We start from the raw sequence: 18,785 nt of genomic DNA, 5'->3' as shown, positions 1-18,785 counted from the left end.
CCCAGAGCACCTCCTTTGCCAGATTTTTCTCTCGCTTCGGGAAATGGAAAGCCAAAAAGGTCAACCCTAATCCTCTTTAAGACATCTATCACTCCCATACTTGCCTCCTTATAATATAACACCCAAAAAGTTAAAAACCTTAATAAAAATTTCACCTCAAGAAACGGGTACGACCCGTAACGGTTACCATTGTTTTTGGGTGGGGTCTTTTTTGAGCATAAGATTAAGATTGAGAGAGGACGATTGCCATAACTACTTATTTAAGCCTGAACGGTCTATAGACCGTTCAGGAACATTATAGCCAAGTGAAGAAAAAACTTGACTTTCTGGTATTTTTGGTACAATTGAAAGATGGCGAAAAGGTTTCGGGATATAGTCCTGGGGATAATAATTGGTTTTTCTTTATTTTTATTGGTTTTCTCTCGCCCCCGCTTCCGATTACCTTCTTTCTCAACCTCTCCCCCATCCCCCTTACCGTCTCTTGTCCAAGTAAGTGAGTCCCAAAAGGAGATTGCTAACTCCCGAAGAAATGCGATTGTCATTGCCGCGCAAAAGGTTAGTCCCGCGGTCGTTTCAATTACCGTCACTCAGATTAAAATTGTCTCCTCACCCTTCTATTCTCCCTTCTCCGACCCGTTTTGGTCCGATTTCTTCCGGGATTTCTTTCCCCAAAGGAGATTTAAGGAGGAAGTCCGGGGTTTAGGTTCTGGGGTAATTATTAGCCCGGACGGCTATATTGTTACCAATGCCCATGTGGTGGAGATGGCAACGGAAATCAAGGTAACCCTTCCGGACAAAAGAGAGTTTTCCGGCCGGATTATTGATTTAGACCAGGAAAAGGATTTAGCCCTTTTGAAGATTGAAGGGAAAAATTTGCCGTATGCCGAATTGGGAAATTCCGATGATTTAATGATTGGGGAATGGGCAATCGCCTTGGGCAATCCATTTGGGATGTTAATCCAGGATGCCAAGCCAACAGTGACTGTTGGTGTGATCTCTGCTTTAAACCGGACAATCTCCTCGGAGCGGTTCGGAAGGACTTATGAGAATATGATTCAGACCGATGCGGCAATCAATCCGGGAAATTCCGGCGGTCCCTTAATCAATGCTAATGGAGAAGTAATTGGTATTAACACATTTATTTTCACTCATGCCGGCGGCTCCGAAGGGATCGGTTTTGCCATTCCCATCAATACGGTGAAGAAGTTTGTTTTGGAGGCAAAAGAACAAAAGCCGGAAGAGACTCCGGAGGAGATAGAGACGAAATTGGGAATCACGGTTTCTAACATCAACCGTGCCTTAAAGAAAAAATATCGGCTTACCACGGATCAAGGGGTAGTGATTGTGCGAGTGAAACCGAATACGATTGGCGAAGCGATTGGCTTGGAAGAAGGCGATGTGATTATTTTGGTTAATAATCAAAAACCGAATAATGCCCGGAATTTCAAGGAGATCGCGGATAAATTAAAAAATCGGATTGATATGATAATCAACCGGCAGGGTGAAGAGATAAGAATCTTTTACCGCTATTAAATGCCTTTCCGCTATACCACCAAAGAAATGGAGAGAATCTGGAAGGAGGAAAATCGGTTTCGTTATTTCTTAAAGGTGGAAAAGGCAATTGCCGAAACCCAAGCGGAATTGGGTATAATCCCCAAAGAGGCTTACCAATATATAAAAAGGGCAAAATATAAGTTAAAAGAGATAGAGGAATTGGAAAAGGTCACCGGGCATGATGTTATTGCCTTTGTTCTTAGTTTAGAAAAAAGTATCCCCAAATATTCGGAATATATCCATTTTGGTTTAACTTCCTATGATATCGTTGACACTGCTCTGGCTTTAAGATGTCAGGAGGCTTGCGGGATAATTATCTCCTCTCTCAATAGTTTAAGGGATACGATTAAAGAATTGGCACTAAGATACAAAGAGACGCCGATGATGGGCAGGACCCACGGGATGCATGCGGAACCAATTACCTTTGGATTAAAATGTTTATCCTGGTATACGGAGACGGAGAGGAATATCAAGAGGATGGCTGAGGTAAAAGAAGAAAACTCCTTCGGCAAAATTTCTGGGGTTGTAGGTTCCTTCAGTCAATTGCCACCAATGGTAGAAGAAGCGGCATTAAAAAAGTTGGGATTGAAACCAGAACCAGTTTCCACCCAAGTATTGCCCCGAGACCGTTTGGCACACCTTGTTTCCGTACTCGCCATTATCGCTGGTTCTTTGGAAAGGATTGCCACAGAGATTAGAAACTTACAAAGGACAGAAATTGGTGAGGTCGCCGAACCATTTTTTGCCGGCCAAAAGGGTTCTTCGGCTATGCCCCATAAGAAAAATCCCATCCTTTGCGAAAGGGTTTGCGCTTTATCAAGAATCATTCGTTCCCAAATCATCCCCGCCCTGGAAAATATCCCCCTCTGGCACGAAAGGGATTTAACCAATTCCGCCGCGGAACGGATTATCCTCCCTCTCACCTTCAATCTCTTGCATTACTCAATAAATCTCTTAACTCGGGTCCTAAAAAATCTTGTGGTCTCCCCCGAAAGGATGTTGGAAAATATAAGATTGGCAAAGGGACAATTTTACTCCCAAAGTTTACTTCTCGCCTTAGTGAAAAAAGGATTAAAACGTTCGGTAGCCTATGAGATGGTCCAGAGATTATCGTTTCGCGCCCAAGAAGAAGGAAAAGATTTTCCGAAGGTGGTAGGGGAGGATGAAGAAATTGGTCGTTACTTAAAAAAGGAGGAGTTGAAGGAGATCTTTTCGTTAAAGAAACTTTTGCAAAACATCAATTCAATTTTTACCCGGACAATAAAAAAGGGGAGGGAAAATGATTGATTTTTCCTTCAGTGAAGAGCAACTGATGGTCCAAAGATTGGCTAAAGAGTTTGCCCAGAAGGAAGTCCTACCCAACATCCGCGAAAACGATCGCAACGCCTATTTTGATAAAAATATCTTAAAGAAGATGGGAGAACTAAATATCTTGGGATTATCAATCCCGACCAGATACGGGGGTGCGGGTTTTGACTACATCGCCTTGGGTTTAGCCTGCGAAGAGTTGGAATATGTTGATACCTCTTTACGAGTAATTCTTTCGGTTCACATCGGTCTCAACAGCCTTACTATCCTCTCTTGGGGTAATGAGGAACAGAAGAAAAAATACCTAATCCCCCAAGCGAAGGGTGAAAAGATTGCGACCTTTGGTTTGACTGAGCCCAATGCCGGAAGTGATGTCGTGGCTTTGGAAACCCGAGCCGAGAAGAAAAATGGGTACTATGTGCTGAATGGAGAAAAGATGTGGATTTCCTTAGCCGATGTTGCGGACAACTTTCTAATTTTCGCCTGGACCGATTGGGAGAAGAAGAAGAAACGGGACCACAGCGGAATGAGTTGTTTCATTGTGGAAAGGGGAATGAAAGGTCTAACGACCGCTACGATTCACGGCAAATTGGGAATCCGGGCGGGTAATACCGGCTCAATTTCTTTGCAGGATGTGGAAGTACCAAAGGAAAATCTCTTGGGGGAAGAAGGGGAAGGTTTTAAGATTGCAATGTTCGCCTTAGACCAGGGGAGATATACCGTGGCTTGGGGTGCCACCGGTTTAATTAGAGCCTGCCTTGATGCCTCAATAAAATATGCGAAAGAGAGAAAGACCTTTCTAAAAAGTATTGCGGAGCACCAATTGGTAAAAGAGATGATCGCCCAAATGGCTCAGGATTATGAAATCTCAAGGCTCCTTTGCTTAAAAGCTGGTTGGTTAAAAAATCAGGGTCTACGAAATACGAAAGAAACATCTTTGGCGAAGATGTATGCCTGTGAGGCTTCGGAAAGAGCCGCCAGTAACGCAGTTCAAATCCACGGTGCTTATGGCTATTCGGATGAATATCCTGTGGAAAGGTTCTACCGGAATGCCAAAGGGGCACAGATTTATGAAGGATCAAGGGAAATCCATAAACTGATGCAGGCGGACTATGCCTTGGGATATCGGGTAGATAAACCCTTGCGCTGCTCCTTACCAAAACCCGAAGGCTAAGGGAGGGATAAATGCCTACCATTTATCTCAAATCCGGGGGCGAAGTGGAATGCGAAGGGTATACGATAAAGGATAACTGCGTGCGGGCAGTAGGGGTTAAGTTTATCAAGACCGAAATCCCCGAGGAAAAAAAGAGTCAACCAGAAGCGGTGATCCCTTTATTTAATGTCCTTTATATCATAAAATGAAGCTTGGTTTTGCCTTTCCCGGTCAAGGTTCCCAATATGTGGGGATGGGAAAAGACCTTTATGATAATTTCCCAGAGGCAAAAAGGATTTATGACGAGGCGGAGGATTATCTAAAACTTCCCATCAAATCTCTATCCTTTTTTGGCCCGGAAGAAGAGTTAAAGAAGACCTTCCTCACCCAACCAGCGGTCTTGGTTCACTCCATTGCCGTTTTCGAGATTTTAAGGAATCAGGGGATTTATCCGGAGATTGCCTTCGGCCATAGTCTGGGTGAGTATACCGCCCTCTATTGTGCAGGCGTCTTTGATTTTCCCTCTGTTCTCAAAATGGTCAAAAGAAGAGGGGAGTTGATGTATAAGGAAGGGGAGAAAAACCCAGGGACGATGGCGGCAATCATTGGGTTAAGTGAAGAGCAGGTGAAAGAGATCTGCGAAAAAGTAGAAGGGGTCGTGGTACCTGCCAATTATAATGCCTTTGACCAAATTGTCATCTCGGGGGAGGTGGCAGCGGTAAAAAGGGCGGGCGAAGAGGCAAAGAAGGCCGGAGCAGCAAAAGTAATTCCCTTACCAGTCTCGGGCGCCTTCCATTCTCCATTACTTAAATCTTCCGGCGAAGAGTTCAAGAAGTTTTTAGAAGAATTTGCATTTAGGGAGCCGAAGATACCAGTAATTATGAATAAGAGTGGGGATATCGCCCCCAACGCTACCGAAATTAAAAATTCCCTCTTTGAACAATTAACGAGTCCCGTTCTTTTTACGAAGATGGTGCAAAAGGCGAAGGAGAAAGGGTATAAAAAATTTTTAGAGGTCGGACCCGGAAAGGTCCTTCAGGGTTTGATAAAGAGAATTGATAAAGAAATTACTGTCTTCTCTGTCGGAAAGAAGGAGGAGATAGAAGGACTCGCCGAAAATCTTAGGTGATAGTTTTATATCTCTCCCTAACCAGCGGCATTGACATATTTGGAAAATTAGTTATTATTTATTGATGGCGATAAGAATCTTAAAACGGATGAAGATTGAAAAGCCAATCTTTATTGCCGCTTGGCCGGGGATGGGAAATGTGGGCTTTGGGGCGGTTAATTATTTGAGAAGGAATCTCCAAATGGTAAAATTTGCCCAGATTGCGATGTCGGAATTTTATACCCCGGAGGAAGTCGGGGTGGAGGAAGGGATTGTCTTCTTACCCCCTCCTCCCCACTACACCTTCTTCTTCCATCCCGAATTGAATGTGGTCGTTTTTGAAGGCGAGGTCCAATTCTCAGGGAAAACGGGCAAAAAGTTGGTTGCGGAAATCCTTGACTTCGCACAAGAAATTCAGGTGAAGGAGATTTATACCGGTGCTTCCTTTCCGGTACCGATGAGCCATCGGGATAAATCGGTCGTTTACGGAGTGGCCAACCAAAAGGGGATGCGCGACCGTCTTTTACAATACGGGATTAAAATTATGGAGGCGGGTAATATCTCAGGTCTCAACGGGCTTCTCATCGGTTACGCCCAGGAACGGGAGATACCAGCGGCCTGCCTTTTAGCAACCATTCCGGTCTACGCCATAAACTTTCCCAATCCGAGAGCCTGGAAGGCATTAAACGAAGCGTTCCAAAGGATTTTAGCCACCCGCATCAATTTTGAAGAATTGGATCTGCTGATTAAGGAGATGGATGCCCAATTTCAAATGATGGAAGATAAAATGCGCGAGTTATTTGAAATGAAGGGAGAAGCGGAAGAAGAGGTGGTAGAAAAGGATAAGATTCCTTATCACATCTTTGAAAAGATTGAAAGGCTCTTCCAGGAAGCAAAGATTGATAAGAGTAAGGCATACGAATTGAAAAGAGAATTGGACAAATGGGGTCTCTTTGAAAAGTACGAAGACCGATTTTTAGACCTGTTTAAGAAACAATGAACTTCTCTTCTTTTTGGCAGAAGACGATAAAAAAAAAGTTCGGGCCAGGGGATGGGGAATTTTTAAGCGGTGTCCGGTTGAGATTTCTTTGGCACCAGCGCCAGTGGATTCGGGTATTGTGATTAACGGAAAGAGACTAAATTGGCAAGAGGTCAGGGTTACAAAATCAACCCTCTCCTTTAATGGTATCCTGATGCCTGAACATTTCCTTTCGGTTTGTTACGGATTGGGGATTGATAACCTAAAAGTGGAAATTAGAGGTGGCGAATTCCCCTTCTTTGATGGGAGCGGCAAGAAGTACTTAAATCTTCTGAGAAAGGCGAAGATCCGAAATCAAGAGCAGGTAAAAGAGTTCCTTCTGGTGAAAAAGCCTTTAGTGGAATTTCACCGGGATTCCTTTATCGCCTTCCTGCCGGGAGAGGAGTTAGAGATAAGGGCTTCTTTTTCTTATTCCCCCTTAAGCCTCTTTTCTTCCTTTTCCCTTTCTCATCTCACCCCTTCTCTTTATGAGAAAGAAATTGTCTGGGCGAAAACCTTTGGGCGCTATCCTTCTCCTTCCTTTTTAAAAAGAATTGGTCTCTCTTATCAGAAGAAAGGGAAAATTCTCATTCCGAAAAGATTGCGCACCGATGAGGAATTTATTCGCCACAAGATTTTAGACCTGCTGGGGGATTTAAGAGTTATCGGAAGATACCTGCGGGGTAAAATTTTCACCCGTAACCCTTCGCACCGACTGAATCAAAGAATTTTAAGAAGGATGGCGGAGTTGGGATATGGAAATTGACGAGATAAAGGAAATTCTTCCTCATCGTTACCCCTTCCTTTTTGTTGACCGGGTGGTGGAGGAAGGGGAGACGACGATTACCACGATTAAGAATGTGACGGTAAACGAACCATTCTTTACTGGTCATTTTCCCAACTTCCCATTAATGCCGGGTGTTTTGCTCTGTGAGGCATTAGCCCAAAGCGCCGGCATTTTACTCTTAAAACGAATTCCGAAGGAAGAAAGAGGAAATAAGATACCTCTCTTTTTGGGTTTAGATAAGGTGCGCTTTAAGAAAATGGTTCGTCCCGGTGATACCTTAAAGGTGAGATGCGAATTGATTCAGAAGCGAGAAAATATATTTAAGTTTCAAGGTGTGATAAAAGTGGCGGAAGAGGTTGCCCTAACCGGCGAAATCCTTTTGGGATTTAAGGAAAGATGAGAAAAACGAAATGGTCTAAGGAATTAGTTATTGAAAAGATAAAAGAATTAAAGGCGCGAGGCGAACCCCTGGATCTTAGTTACATTAGAAAGAAGCACTATATTCTATTATATCCGACCTACAGGTATATTGGCAGTTGGGAAAAGGCAATCACCTTAGCAGGTTTAAATTACGATGAGATTAGAAAAAATCTCCGCTGGAACGCGGCATTGGTAAAGAAGAAGATAAGAGAACTCCGCCGGAAAAAAATTTCTCTAACTCCGAGTGTGGTGCGCCAATACGATCGAAAACTCCTCGGCGCCGCCAGTCGCTATTTTGGTTCTTGGCATAATGCACTGCGCGCGGTGGGGATTGATCCGGAGAAGGTCTTCTGGGCAAGGAGATGGCGTAAGGAAAGGGTCTTGAAAGAAATCCGAAAGTTAGAAAAGAAAGGAGTAAAGATAAGCACCACGACGGAGGTGCGGAAGATCTTCCGTCCTCTCCATTCCGCAGCCATCCGGTTCTTTGGCAGTTGGCAAAACGCTCTGCGTGCCGCGGGAATCGACCGGGATAAACTCTTGCTTCGGGAGAAGAGAAGAGAGAAGAAAGAAAGGAAAGCTTAAGAAAAAGGGGTTAAAAACTAATCAGCCTTGCGTTAATTTCACCGTTGTCCGCGAAGTCAAAGATTTCATCCTTAGCCATTATTGATAAATCGGTAGAAATTGAGGAGGAGGTAAAAATTTTTCCTTATGCAATAGTGGAGAAAAATTCCTTCATTGGCCGGAAGACTATTATCTACCCCTTTGCGGTAATTGGCGAGGGAACGATTATTGGTCCGGAGAATAAAATCTACCAGGGGGTAATTATTGGGATGCCCCCCTTAGATTTGAAATATAAAGGGGAAAAGAGTCGGGTGGTAATCGGTCGGGGTAATGTGATAAGGGAATACACAACCATCCATCGAGCGACGGGTAAGGGGAAGGAGACGAAGATTGGGGACCATAACTTTATTATGGCTTATTGCCACATTTCTCATAACTGCCAGATTGGTAACCACAATATAATAACCAACTTCGCCCAAATCGCTGGTCACTGCCAGATTTTTGATTTTGTGAACATTGGGGGGATGGCTGGAATCCATCAGCACGTGCGGATCGGTTCTTATGCTTTTGTTGGCGCCTGTTCCTATTTAAAAAAAGACTTACTCCCCTTTATGATTGGCGAAGGTAATCCCTTCCGGGTGAGAGGGGTGAATATTACGGGCTTAAAAAGAAATCATTTCCCTAAGGAGAAAATCGCCCTGCTCAAAAAGATATATCGTTTAATCTTTCGCTCCCGATTAAACCTGAGCGATGCCTTAAAAGAAATAAAAAAATTCCCCCCCTCTCCGGAAATCAATCTTCTCTTAGATTTTATTGTCCAGAGTCGCCGGGGAATTGAATTGAAAACTGATTGACAAAAGGTTTTTTTTGGTTAATCTTACCTTTAAGAAAATAGATGAGGAGGATTTATGGCTTACGGTAAAATAAGAGACTATTTAATTGAAGAGTTGAATAATACCAAAAAGGCCGGTCTCTATAAGGAAGAGAGATACATCCATACTCCCCAGGGACCGGACATTAAGGTAGAATATCCAGAAAAAGCGCCCTTGAAAGATGTGATTAATATGTGTGCCAATAACTACCTGGGGCTTTCCAGTCACCCGAAGGTAATTGAAGCCGCCCATAAAGGGTTAGATTCCCATGGTTATGGGATGTCATCGGTTCGTTTCATCTGCGGCACGCAAAATATTCATAAAATCTTGGAGAAGAAAATAAGTAAATTTCTGGGCACTGAGGATACCATCCTCTATTCTTCCTGCTTTGATGCCAATGCTGGACTCTTTGAACCCCTTTTTACCGAACAGGATGCGATAATTTCTGACCGCTTAAACCACGCCTCCATCATTGACGGGGTGAGGATGTGTAAGGCGGAAAGGTACATCTTCCAACACGGAGATATGAAAGATTTGGAAGAGAAGTTGAAAGAGACCCAAAATAAGAGATTCCGAATCATCGCTACCGATGGTGTCTTTTCTATGGATGGCGACATTGCCAAACTTGACGACATTTGCGAACTGGCGGATAAATATGACGCCTTGGTAATGTTTGACGATGCCCACGCCACCGGCTTTATCGGTAAGACCGGGAGAGGAACTCATGAATATCGGGGAGTTATGGAACGGGTAGATATTATCACCACCACTTTTGGCAAGGCGATGGGTGGTGCCTCCGGCGGTTGCACATCATCAAAGAAGGAGATTATTGAAATCCTCCGTCAACGTTCCCGACCTTACCTCTTTTCCAATACAGTGAGCCCGGCCGTCATTGCCGCCACCATTGCGGTGGTTGATTTACTTTCGGAAACGACCGAGTTACGCGATAAGTTAGAATGGAATACGAAGTATTTCCGGGAGAAGATGACCGAAGCCGGATTTGATATCAAACCGGGGATTCATCCCATTGTGCCCATTATGCTTTATAATGCCCGACTGGCTCAGGAATTCGCTCGGGATTTATACTATGAGGGGATATATGTGATTGGCTTTTTCTATCCCGTCGTCCCTAAGGGTGAAGCGAGGATTCGGGTGCAACTTTCCGCGGCACATAATAAGGACCATTTAGACCGGGCGATAGAAGCCTTTAAGAAGGTTGGGCAGAAGTATGATATCTTAGGGAAAAAACGGGAACAGATTATTGAAAAATACGGGCTCTAATTTTTAATAAACCCGCTCGGTATTGACTGATAGTTAAAATTTCCTATAATAGGGAGATTAAAATAAACTGGAGGAATATATGGCAGAAAAGGTTACTCTTTCGGTAATTAAAGCAGATATTGGGGGTTATGTTGGCCATTCTTCTAGCCATCCCCAAGTATTGGAAGAGGCGCGGGAGAAATTGACGACCGCAAAAAGTAATGGGTTAATTATTGATTTCTATGTTACCAGTTGTGGTGATGACTTAGAGTTGATAATGACCCATAACAAAGGCGTTGATGCCGAAGAGATTCACAAGTTGGCTTGGGATACTTTTGTCGCCTGTACCGAAGTTGCCAAGGAACTAAAACTTTACGGCGCGGGACAGGACTTGCTCGCTGATGCCTTTTCGGGCAATGTCCGGGGAATGGGACCTGGGGTCGCGGAGATGGAATTTGTGGAGCGAAAATCCGAACCCGTTGTTATCTTTATGGGTGATAAATGCGCGCCCGGCGCTTGGAATTTTCCCTTATTCAAAATCTTTGCCGACCCCTTTAATACCATTGGTTTAGTTATTGACCCCACGATGCATCAGGGTTTTAAGTTTGAGGTCCACGATATCAAGAAGGATATAAACTATATCCTCTCCTGTCCCGAAGAGATGTATGACCTATTAGTCCTAATTGGCTCCGCGGAGAACTACATCATCAAAAATGTCTATAAGAAAGACGGTGAGATTGCTGCTGCCGCTTCTACCCAGAAGTTAGCCCTCATTGCCGGAAGATATGTCGGTAAGGATGACCCGGTTTTAATCGTCCGGGGGCAAGCGGGCTTACCGGCAATCGGTGAGATCTTAGAACCATTTGTTTTTCCCCATCTTGTTACCGGTTGGATGCGCGGTTCCCATTACGGACCTCTAATGCCCACCAGACAGAAGGAAGCGAACCCTTCAAGGTTTGATGGTCCACCAAGGGTAATTGCCTTAGGATTCCAATTGAGTCAAGGGATGCTCATCGGTCCTAGAGATTTATTTGACGACCCAGGCTTTGACTATGCCCGTTATCAAGCAAATCTCTTCGCCAACTTTATGCGCGCCCACGGTCCTTTTGAACCCCACCGCCTCCCCCTACCCGAGATGGAATACACAACCTTACCCGAAGTATTAAAGAGATTGGAAGAAAAATTGAAAAAATGAAGAAAGGGATACTTCTCTCCATCTTTCTTCTCCTCTTAACCTGTGCCCCACCGAAGCCTTATGAATTTCGGAATTACTCCTTGCAGGAGAATGCCCTTGCCGATTTGAGAGAAAAAAGGATTGCCGTCTTACCCTTTGAAAGTTCTTATGGTTTTGAAGTGGGAAAGGTTGCGGCTGATGAGATGAGTCTGGCGCTCGGCAAAATCGGCAAGTTTGATATTGTGGAGCGGGGTCGGATTGAAGAACTCTGGAAAGAGCAGGATTTGGATAAGAAACGGATTGACGAAAAGACCGCGGTGGAGATTGGCAAGATGCTCGGTGCCCACGGTGTTATCTTGGGCGCGGTGCGAGAATATAAGAGAGATAAAGTTGGCATCGCCTGCCGGTTGGTGAGTGTGGAAACCGGAAGAATAATTTGGCAAGCCAGCGATGTGATTAAAGGAAGCGATAGAAGGATTCAAGCCCATTTCCCTGATCCCGAAGACCGCCACCGCCTTAGCGAAGACCCCGATTTCTTACTCTCTTTCCTCTGCCAACTCTTTGCCGAGACCTGGAAATAGAGAATATCTCTTTGTTTTATGGAGGGGAGGAAATTATTCATCATCTTTCTCCTCCTCTCCTACCTTTTTTACACTAACTGTGCCCCGGTCCGGCCGTATAGAGTAACTAACTATTTCCTCTCCTCAAAATTTTCCGAAAGGAAGGTAAAGAGAGTTGCTATTCTTCCCTTTGAAAATCTGACAAAGGAAGAGAAGGCGGCAAAGATGGTGCAAGAGGAATTCTCCCTCCAAGTGGGGAAGTTAGAAATCTTTGACCTCTTGGAAAGGGCAAGGATTGAGGAACTCTGGAAAGAGCAGGATTTAGATACCCTTTATCGCTTTGATGTCTCAACCGCGGCAAAGATTGGGAAGATGCTCGGAGCAGAAGGGGTAATCTTCGGTAGTGTGACAAAGTTTATCCCCTATCCCGAGCCAAAGGAGGATACAAGTAAAAAGGTGAAGGAAAAAGAGGTTGGTCCTTCGGTCATCATCGTTGACGATAATAACTCTTCTTGGAAATGGTTCTTAATAGGGATTTTAGCAATTACCGTGGTGGGATTAGTTATCTATTTGGCAGTCAAGCCCTCTCCCCCATCCGCCGAGGTGGGATTGAGTGTGAGGCTGGTTGATGTGGAGACCGGAGAGATTCTCTGGCAGGCGAAGGAGACATTTCGGGGGGCAAGAAAAAGTATTCAAGCATTAGGAGAAACTAAAGAGGAGAAGGAGCGTTTAGTTAAAGATATTGACTTTTTAACCTCCCTCCTCTGCCAAAAATTGGCTGAGACCTTAAAAGAAGAGAGATAAACTTCTTAATTTATGCGGATAAGGATTGGTTATCTCCAATTTAAGCCAATTTTCGGAAGAAAGTTTGAGAACTTAAAAAGAGCGAAAAGAATCTTAAATCGGATAAGAAAACGCGACCTACCCACAATCATCTGCCTGCCGGAACTATTCTCTACTGGTTATGCCTTCTTAAATAGAGAAGAACTTGTCTCCCTTGCCGAAGAAGTCCCGGGTGAAACCTCAGAGGCTTTATTAAAAATTGCCCAGGAAAAGAATCTCATCATCTGTGCTGGTTTTCCCGAGAAGAGAGGAGAAAAGATTTTCAATTCTGCCCTTCTTTGCTTTCCCGATGGAAGATACCATATCTACCGGAAGGTGCATCTCTTTTTTAGAGAGAAAGAGTTATTCTCTCCGGGTGATGAGCCATTTTCCGTAATCAATTTTCCTATCAAAGGAAAAAATCTTGCCCTTGGTATTCTTATCTGCTTTGATTACATATTTCCCGAAGCCGCCCGCACCCTTGCCTTAAAGAAAGTCCAAATTATCCTCCACCCTTCTAACCTAATCCTTCCCTATGCCCCAAAAATTACTATTGCCCGGGCGATTGAGAATCGGGTCTTTTGGGTTTTAGCCAACCGGGTGGGAATAGAGAGGAGGGATAATATAAACCTCCGGTTTTTTGGGAACTCCCAGATAGTGGCTCCGGATGGTAAAGTTTTGGCAAAGTCCGGGAAGAGAGAAGAATTGGTGATGGTGGAGATTGACCCAACCGAAGCGGATGCTAAAAAAGTTACCCCCAATAACGATTTAATTTTAGACCGGCGCCCGGAACTATATTTCCGGTAAATTATTTAGCCTGATAACCCCTCTCATTTTGGCTTCGGATTAAACCCCTGATTAACCTCGGGATTAGACCATTTATTAGACCTTCCATTAGAATCTATGTTAGTTTCCCGATTATATTCCTGATTATCCTCTTTATTAGACCCTTTATCATATCCTTCATTAAACCCTTTATTAGATTCTATATTAAGTCCAAAATTACGCCTTATATTAAAACTTCTATTATACCCTCCATTAGAACCCCGATACCATCCCCTGTATGCTACACCCCTTTTTATAAAGATAAACCCCTCCTGTTTGATAAAGTTCCTATTATTTAATGACATTTTAAGTTAACTATTAATTACCCGATAATACCTCCTTAATCTCTCTTCTGATATAAGGGTTGGGATTAGAACCCAATAACTTACCTTAATAACTTCTTTTAACTTCTTCATAGCCCTCTATAATAAATACGGAAATACCCCCCAATTTCTGACACTAAATTTCTCCCCTTTTTTATAAGTCTTTGATTTATAATAACTTATTTTTTAGGACAAAGGGTTAAAGGCGGGGCTCGGTATTATGATTGGGGATTTTGGGAGGGTAGTCAATTTGTAATTACCAAGTGCTTGGTCTAATTTATCCTGGTTATGGTAGCACAATCCAATTAGAAAATCCAAAACCATTTTTTCATTGTCAGGTGGATTACCAACTAAAGCAATCTGAAAAGATTTTATTGCCTCATCCCAAGAATATTCTCTCATTTTCTCCAGACCTTTAATATAATAATTACCTCTAAAAAGATTAAAAGCAGTTGCCGGGTCAAATTGAAAGCCAAAGATATTCACTTTTTATCTTATTCAAAATTCTTCTTTAGTCAACTTGTTCAACCGACCGGTTAGCCAATAAATCCTTTGGAATAAGGTTGACAATATCTATTTTTAATTTTATTATAAAAGTTATAAAGATAAGAGTAGGAGGAGATATGCGTTCTCTTTTGGTATTTTTCTTACTATTTTCTTCTCTCTTTTCCTTAACTATCACCTGGCGCGAATGGCCCTATGGCCAGGAATATGTTGGGAGTTATTTCCGGTGGTGGTATAACGGTGCTAACTATCCGGTCCCCTGTCCCCCATTTAGTGAATTTGATACCCTCTGGGATTTTGCCACCGGTTCCACCCGGGCAACTGCGGAATCTCGGATCCGGCCGAGAAACGAAGCCTCAGGGAATCCACCCGCTCCGACAACTTATGCCGAAAGGATTACCGACCATAATGGACTCACTTGGATGTATGAGCATAAAGATACCACTGGAACAACGCAATGGATGTGGGTTTATGGCTTTTATGCCGGTGGCAGCCAATTCAATTACAACTCCCCTTATAATAAGGTCTATCAGTTCCCAATGAGTCTGGGAACACATTGGACTTCAAACTGGACCTGGGACTATTCCGGACTATTAATCTATGAAGAAAGGGATAATACGGTTGTGGCGGAAGGTTGGGTAAGAGTTCCAGCCGATACTACCCGTTTTTACCCTTGTTTGGTTATTAGGACCTATCTCCACACTTATGATGAGATGGGGATAATTGACGAAAGACGGATAATCCACGAATGGGTTGTTCCCAATCGGGGGAGGGTTGGCGGTTCGGTAGTAACGATTATGTCAGTAAATGGTGAGGTGAATCCCCGTTTTACCACGGCTGATTATTTCTATCGGCAGAAGGAGTTTTATTCTTCAATTGATATGCAACCACCAGAATTTGCTAACACCACAGTGATCCCGACTGGCTATTACTTTGGTCCCTGGAAAATCTCTTCTACCATTACCGATGCCAACGGCATTAGAACCGATTCCATTTATTATAAGATTGGCAATCAGCCCTGGCAGAGTTTACCTCACGATTCTGTGAGAGGGAATATCTATCATTTCCACATTCCCCAAATCTCCGCACCCGATACCGTTCGCTATTATCTCATCGCAATTGATAACTCAAACCAGCGTAATCGGGGAACTGACCCGGAAAATGCACCCAATAGCCATTATAAGTTTTATGCACTGGACCCGGCAAATGACCACCGCCCACCCCAAATCACCCAGACCACAATCTGGACCGATACTATATTTCTTGGACCTTATGTTGTCAGCAGTAATGTTACGGATTCTTCTTATGTTGATTCGGTTGCCCTCTATTACCGGTTTGGCTCGGGTAGCGAGCAGCGGGTCTTACCGGATAGTGTGGTTGGAATAAGATATTTCCTCACCATCCCCTCGGCTTCTCCGGGAACATTCATCCGGTATCGGATAAGGGCGGTTGATGGTTCACCAAATCGCAATGCCGCCTATGATCCAGCATCTGGCTACTACTCATTTTTGGTTTTGGATGGTGAACCACCGAACTTTTCCGGAACAACCATTTGGCCCGATACCACCTATCCCGGACCTTTTCCGGTCTCTTCCACCATCACCGACTTTTCCGGTATCAATCGCGCCTTAATCTTCTTCCGTCTCGGGAGTATGGACTGGGATTCTCTTTTATCCGATTCCGTAAGGGGAAATCTCTATCATTTTCATATTCCGGGAGTATCGCAACCAACCCTCATTCGCTATTACTTAAAGGCTTATGACAATTCCTCCCGACGTAATGTTGGCACCGACCCGCAAGGCGCCCCAGGAAATTTCTATTCCTTCTTCTGTGACCCCCAGGTGGGTATAGGAGAGGTCACCAGTCAGAAATCATTTTACTTAAGTATCGCAAAATTCAATCCCAAGAAAATTGACCTCCATCTCAAAGAGAAAGGAGAAGCGGTGATAAAAGTTTATAACCTTTTAGGCAAAGAAACCTTCCATCTGATGAAATCTTTTAACCCGGGTGATTATCAGATAAAAATTCCGGAACTTTCCTCCGGTATTTATCTCCTTGTGATAAAATTGGGAAAGGATGAGATGAAAGAACGGTTTATCTCGTTCCGAGAACGATAAAATTTTCTCACCGATACTTTTCCAAAATCCGAAGGAAAATTATCTAATCCAAACAAATTTATGCGTAAAGGTCTTTCTTTTTGTTTCCAAACGCAGGATGTAAACTCCGGGATCCAAAGGAAAGTGAGAATCTTCTAATTTTATAATCTCCAAATTTCTGGTTCTCGGGAGAGAGAAATCTTTTGTTTGCTTACCCAGGATATCGTAAATCTTAATTTTCGCTTCTTCTGGTAAACTATATCTAATTTTTATATTCCCTTTTGCCGGATTGGGAGAGATCTCAAACTTGAAGGGTTTAGTTAAAGAAAAGGGTTCTTCAATGCCGGTTTGGGTTATGGAGAAGACCCCGTCCGATTCGTCATACTGCCAACCCGGTCCATAGGCAATGATTCTTATTTTGCAAGAATCAGAAGAGATATTAGGAACTGTCCATAAATAAGAGGTGTCGGCTCCAGGGATACCAGTGGCGATAAGTTCATAATTTCGGCCGTTATCACTTGAAAAGAATAGAGAAAGCGAATCGCATCTTGGGGGATAAAAAGTCTGCCATTTGATAACCTCTTGGCTATTACCTAAAAGCCTCTCACCGCCATTCGGTCTTAAAAGTTTTACCGCCTCTACTTCAAAGATTGATGTCTTATTCCAGCCACTAACAACAATCTCCTGATAGCCATTCCGATTCATATCGTAGATATTTACCAAACTATGGGGATAATCACCGCCGTGGTCATTCCGCCAACTCCAGACCAACTGGAACTGATTATTACCGGTTGCCTTATAGACCCGAACCTGAGCACCAATTGACCAGACAAGTTCTTCTCTTCCATCGCCATCAATATCACCACATTTACTCCTCTTATCAAGCCAATCTACATCCCTTACCCTCTCAATAAAAGTCCTCTCATAGGTATTATTTCCCGTCGCCTCCCACATATATAAATAAAAATCCCAGATGTTACCACCAACCCATTGGGCAAAACCAACAAAAAACTCCGGCTTACCGTCGGAATCTAAATCATTACCCGAAAAGACATCCGAACCATTAGGAATCCGCACGGTATCAACCCTTATTAATTCATATTGATTATCGCCAGTATTCTCATAAATAAAAGCTCTGCCGAGAGAACCGAGCCCAACAGTAACAAATTCTTTTCGCCCATCCATATCAAAATCGTAAAAAGAAAAAGCCCATCCATCCTCCGTAGCACGATGCCAAACTAACTCATTTTGATTATTAGCCACATTCTCCCAAATCCCGGCCCCAATCTGAATATTAGGGACGCCAGCAAGAATCTCTTTTTTTGTATCATTATCCAAATCAGTTGTAAAATAAAATGGTTCAGATATAACTTCATTATAAGCAAACCGATACCACCAGGATAAACTTTCAGGGTAGGAATGATAATCTGGACTCTCCTGAGTAGTCACCACATTGTAAGTTGATTCATTTGCCCTCTCCCAATTCGGTCCCAATAAATCAGTTAAACCATCTTGGTCAATATCACCGACATCATTTGGCTTGAAATTTCCAGTGTGTATACCCGGTGGATCTGGATAAACAGGACCCGTATCAGCAAAAACGAGTTCGTAATGGTTCATTGGATAATGCTTCCAAATTTCCCAAAGGTAACGGGAAGGATATGTGCGAATGGCTCTCCCAAACACTATTTCATTTAGACTATCTTGGTCGACATCGGCACATATAATATATGCCGCCGAAACATCAACACCAGATTGAATAAAAGCAACTCGCTTTAATCTATATTGGGCATTTGTGAAGAAAGGAAAAAGAAGAAAAAGAAGAAATATTTTATCCATAGATTAAAAGGAGCCCATTTTTGAGACTCCCTATCTTTTTTCTCTATCTAACAAAAATCACCTTCTTCGTCTCTGAGAACTCTTCGGTCTTTAACCGGATAAAATATACCCCAAAGGGAAGTCTTTTACCCCTTCTGTCTGTGCCATCAAAATTAACAACATAAACCCCAGGCTCTTCCTTCTCATCCACCAGAACCCTTACCTCTCTACCCGCAATGTCATAGACCTTAAGCAAAACCCTGCCTCTCTTTGCTAACTGATACCTTATTTTTAAGGTCTTTAAGAAGGGGTTAGGATAAGGGGTAAGAAGCAAAGTCCTTGGTGGAATCTCTTCAATCCACCAATCCTGCGGTCCGCCCATCTCCTTATCCACTATCTCAAACTCATAAACCTTTAAGCGAGCAAGACAGGCATACTCCCCAAAAAGTTTCCTTATCTCAATTATCGCCTCAGTATTGTCATAGGTTCCGGGTGGAAGAATAACCCTTAAAGTCTCAGGCTCTTCTGGATAAATCTCTGCGGTCTTCCCTTTACCATCCTCAAAGATAAACCTCTCTTTCAAAATTCCTGTGGTATCGTGATATAAAAGGGCTTCCAAGAG

18 protein-coding genes are annotated in these 18,785 nt (G+C 43.3%); 16 read left to right on the top strand and 2 right to left on the bottom strand.

Going from position 1 to position 18,785, the window contains the following annotated elements; all coding sequences use genetic code 11:
- Window positions 1-351 precede the first annotated feature (351 nt).
- The 16 genes from ABIL00_05855 to ABIL00_05780 all read left to right on the top strand — a co-directional run bounded on the left by ABIL00_05855 (window position 352) and on the right by ABIL00_05780 (window position 16,366).
- Window positions 352-1,533: a trypsin-like peptidase domain-containing protein gene (locus ABIL00_05855; GenBank protein MEO0110278.1), complete on the top strand. Its 1,182-nt coding sequence runs from the start codon at window positions 352-354 to the stop codon at window positions 1,531-1,533.
- Entirely contained in the window at window positions 1,534-2,841 is a 1,308-nt protein-coding gene (gene purB, locus ABIL00_05850) for an adenylosuccinate lyase (protein MEO0110277.1), read from the top strand.
- Complete coding sequence (locus ABIL00_05845) at window positions 2,834-4,036, top strand: acyl-CoA dehydrogenase family protein (GenBank protein MEO0110276.1); 1,203 nt, start codon at window positions 2,834-2,836, stop codon at window positions 4,034-4,036. Before purB ends, ABIL00_05845 begins: the two co-directional genes overlap by 8 nt.
- A gap of 11 nt (window positions 4,037-4,047) precedes the next feature.
- Window positions 4,048-4,224 carry a hypothetical protein gene (locus tag ABIL00_05840; protein ID MEO0110275.1) on the top strand — a complete coding sequence of 59 codons (177 nt, stop codon included), beginning with the start codon at window positions 4,048-4,050 and terminating at the stop codon, window positions 4,222-4,224.
- Window positions 4,221-5,144, top strand: a complete 924-nt coding sequence (gene fabD, locus ABIL00_05835; GenBank protein ID MEO0110274.1) for an ACP S-malonyltransferase — start codon at window positions 4,221-4,223, stop codon at window positions 5,142-5,144. Before ABIL00_05840 ends, fabD begins: the two co-directional genes overlap by 4 nt.
- A gap of 64 nt (window positions 5,145-5,208) precedes the next feature.
- Window positions 5,209-6,123, top strand: a complete 915-nt coding sequence (locus ABIL00_05830; protein ID MEO0110273.1) for a PAC2 family protein — start codon at window positions 5,209-5,211, stop codon at window positions 6,121-6,123.
- A gap of 13 nt (window positions 6,124-6,136) precedes the next feature.
- Window positions 6,137-6,907 carry a UDP-3-O-acyl-N-acetylglucosamine deacetylase gene (locus ABIL00_05825; protein ID MEO0110272.1) on the top strand — a complete coding sequence of 257 codons (771 nt, stop codon included), beginning with the start codon at window positions 6,137-6,139 and terminating at the stop codon, window positions 6,905-6,907.
- Entirely contained in the window at window positions 6,897-7,328 is a 432-nt protein-coding gene (gene fabZ, locus ABIL00_05820) for a 3-hydroxyacyl-ACP dehydratase FabZ (protein MEO0110271.1), read from the top strand. Before ABIL00_05825 ends, fabZ begins: the two co-directional genes overlap by 11 nt.
- Complete coding sequence (locus ABIL00_05815) at window positions 7,325-7,930, top strand: hypothetical protein (GenBank protein MEO0110270.1); 606 nt, start codon at window positions 7,325-7,327, stop codon at window positions 7,928-7,930. Before fabZ ends, ABIL00_05815 begins: the two co-directional genes overlap by 4 nt.
- Before the next feature lie 44 nt (window positions 7,931-7,974).
- The gene (gene lpxA, locus ABIL00_05810; protein ID MEO0110269.1) at window positions 7,975-8,763 is read left to right on the top strand and encodes an acyl-ACP--UDP-N-acetylglucosamine O-acyltransferase; all 789 of its coding nucleotides are present in this window, start codon (window positions 7,975-7,977) and stop codon (window positions 8,761-8,763) included.
- A 54-nt stretch (window positions 8,764-8,817) separates the two neighbouring features.
- The gene (gene kbl / locus ABIL00_05805; GenBank protein ID MEO0110268.1) at window positions 8,818-10,062 is read left to right on the top strand and encodes a glycine C-acetyltransferase; all 1,245 of its coding nucleotides are present in this window, start codon (window positions 8,818-8,820) and stop codon (window positions 10,060-10,062) included.
- A 79-nt stretch (window positions 10,063-10,141) separates the two neighbouring features.
- A complete protein-coding gene (fbp, locus tag ABIL00_05800) occupies window positions 10,142-11,236 on the top strand; it encodes a fructose-1,6-bisphosphate aldolase/phosphatase (protein ID MEO0110267.1) in 1,095 nt (364 codons plus the stop codon).
- Window positions 11,233-11,796 carry a CsgG/HfaB family protein gene (locus tag ABIL00_05795; protein MEO0110266.1) on the top strand — a complete coding sequence of 188 codons (564 nt, stop codon included), beginning with the start codon at window positions 11,233-11,235 and terminating at the stop codon, window positions 11,794-11,796. The genes fbp and ABIL00_05795 overlap by 4 nt, the downstream gene beginning before the upstream one ends.
- A gap of 18 nt (window positions 11,797-11,814) precedes the next feature.
- Window positions 11,815-12,579 carry a CsgG/HfaB family protein gene (locus tag ABIL00_05790; GenBank protein MEO0110265.1) on the top strand — a complete coding sequence of 255 codons (765 nt, stop codon included), beginning with the start codon at window positions 11,815-11,817 and terminating at the stop codon, window positions 12,577-12,579.
- Window positions 12,580-12,591: 12 nt separating this feature from the next.
- Window positions 12,592-13,404, top strand: a complete 813-nt coding sequence (locus tag ABIL00_05785; GenBank protein ID MEO0110264.1) for a nitrilase-related carbon-nitrogen hydrolase — start codon at window positions 12,592-12,594, stop codon at window positions 13,402-13,404.
- Window positions 13,405-14,368: 964 nt separating this feature from the next.
- Entirely contained in the window at window positions 14,369-16,366 is a 1,998-nt protein-coding gene (locus tag ABIL00_05780; GenBank protein MEO0110263.1) for a T9SS type A sorting domain-containing protein, read from the top strand.
- 39 nt (window positions 16,367-16,405) lie between these two features.
- Here the strand turns inward: ABIL00_05780 and ABIL00_05775 are convergent, their stop codons facing one another.
- Both ABIL00_05775 and ABIL00_05770 read right to left on the bottom strand, forming a co-directional pair.
- Window positions 16,406-17,965: a T9SS type A sorting domain-containing protein gene (locus ABIL00_05775; protein ID MEO0110262.1), complete on the bottom strand. Its 1,560-nt coding sequence runs from the start codon at window positions 17,963-17,965 to the stop codon at window positions 16,406-16,408.
- A 262-nt stretch (window positions 17,966-18,227) separates the two neighbouring features.
- On the bottom strand, window positions 18,228-18,785 hold a 558-nt coding region (locus ABIL00_05770; protein ID MEO0110261.1), incomplete at its 5' end, for a T9SS type A sorting domain-containing protein.

The organism is candidate division WOR-3 bacterium (genome assembly GCA_039801905.1).
GTDB lineage: Bacteria > Hydrothermota > Tepidihabitantia > Tepidihabitantales > JBDRVQ01 > JBDRVQ01.
Note: the sequence above shows the minus strand (reverse complement) of the source record. Positions and strands in the feature narration are given on the sequence as shown.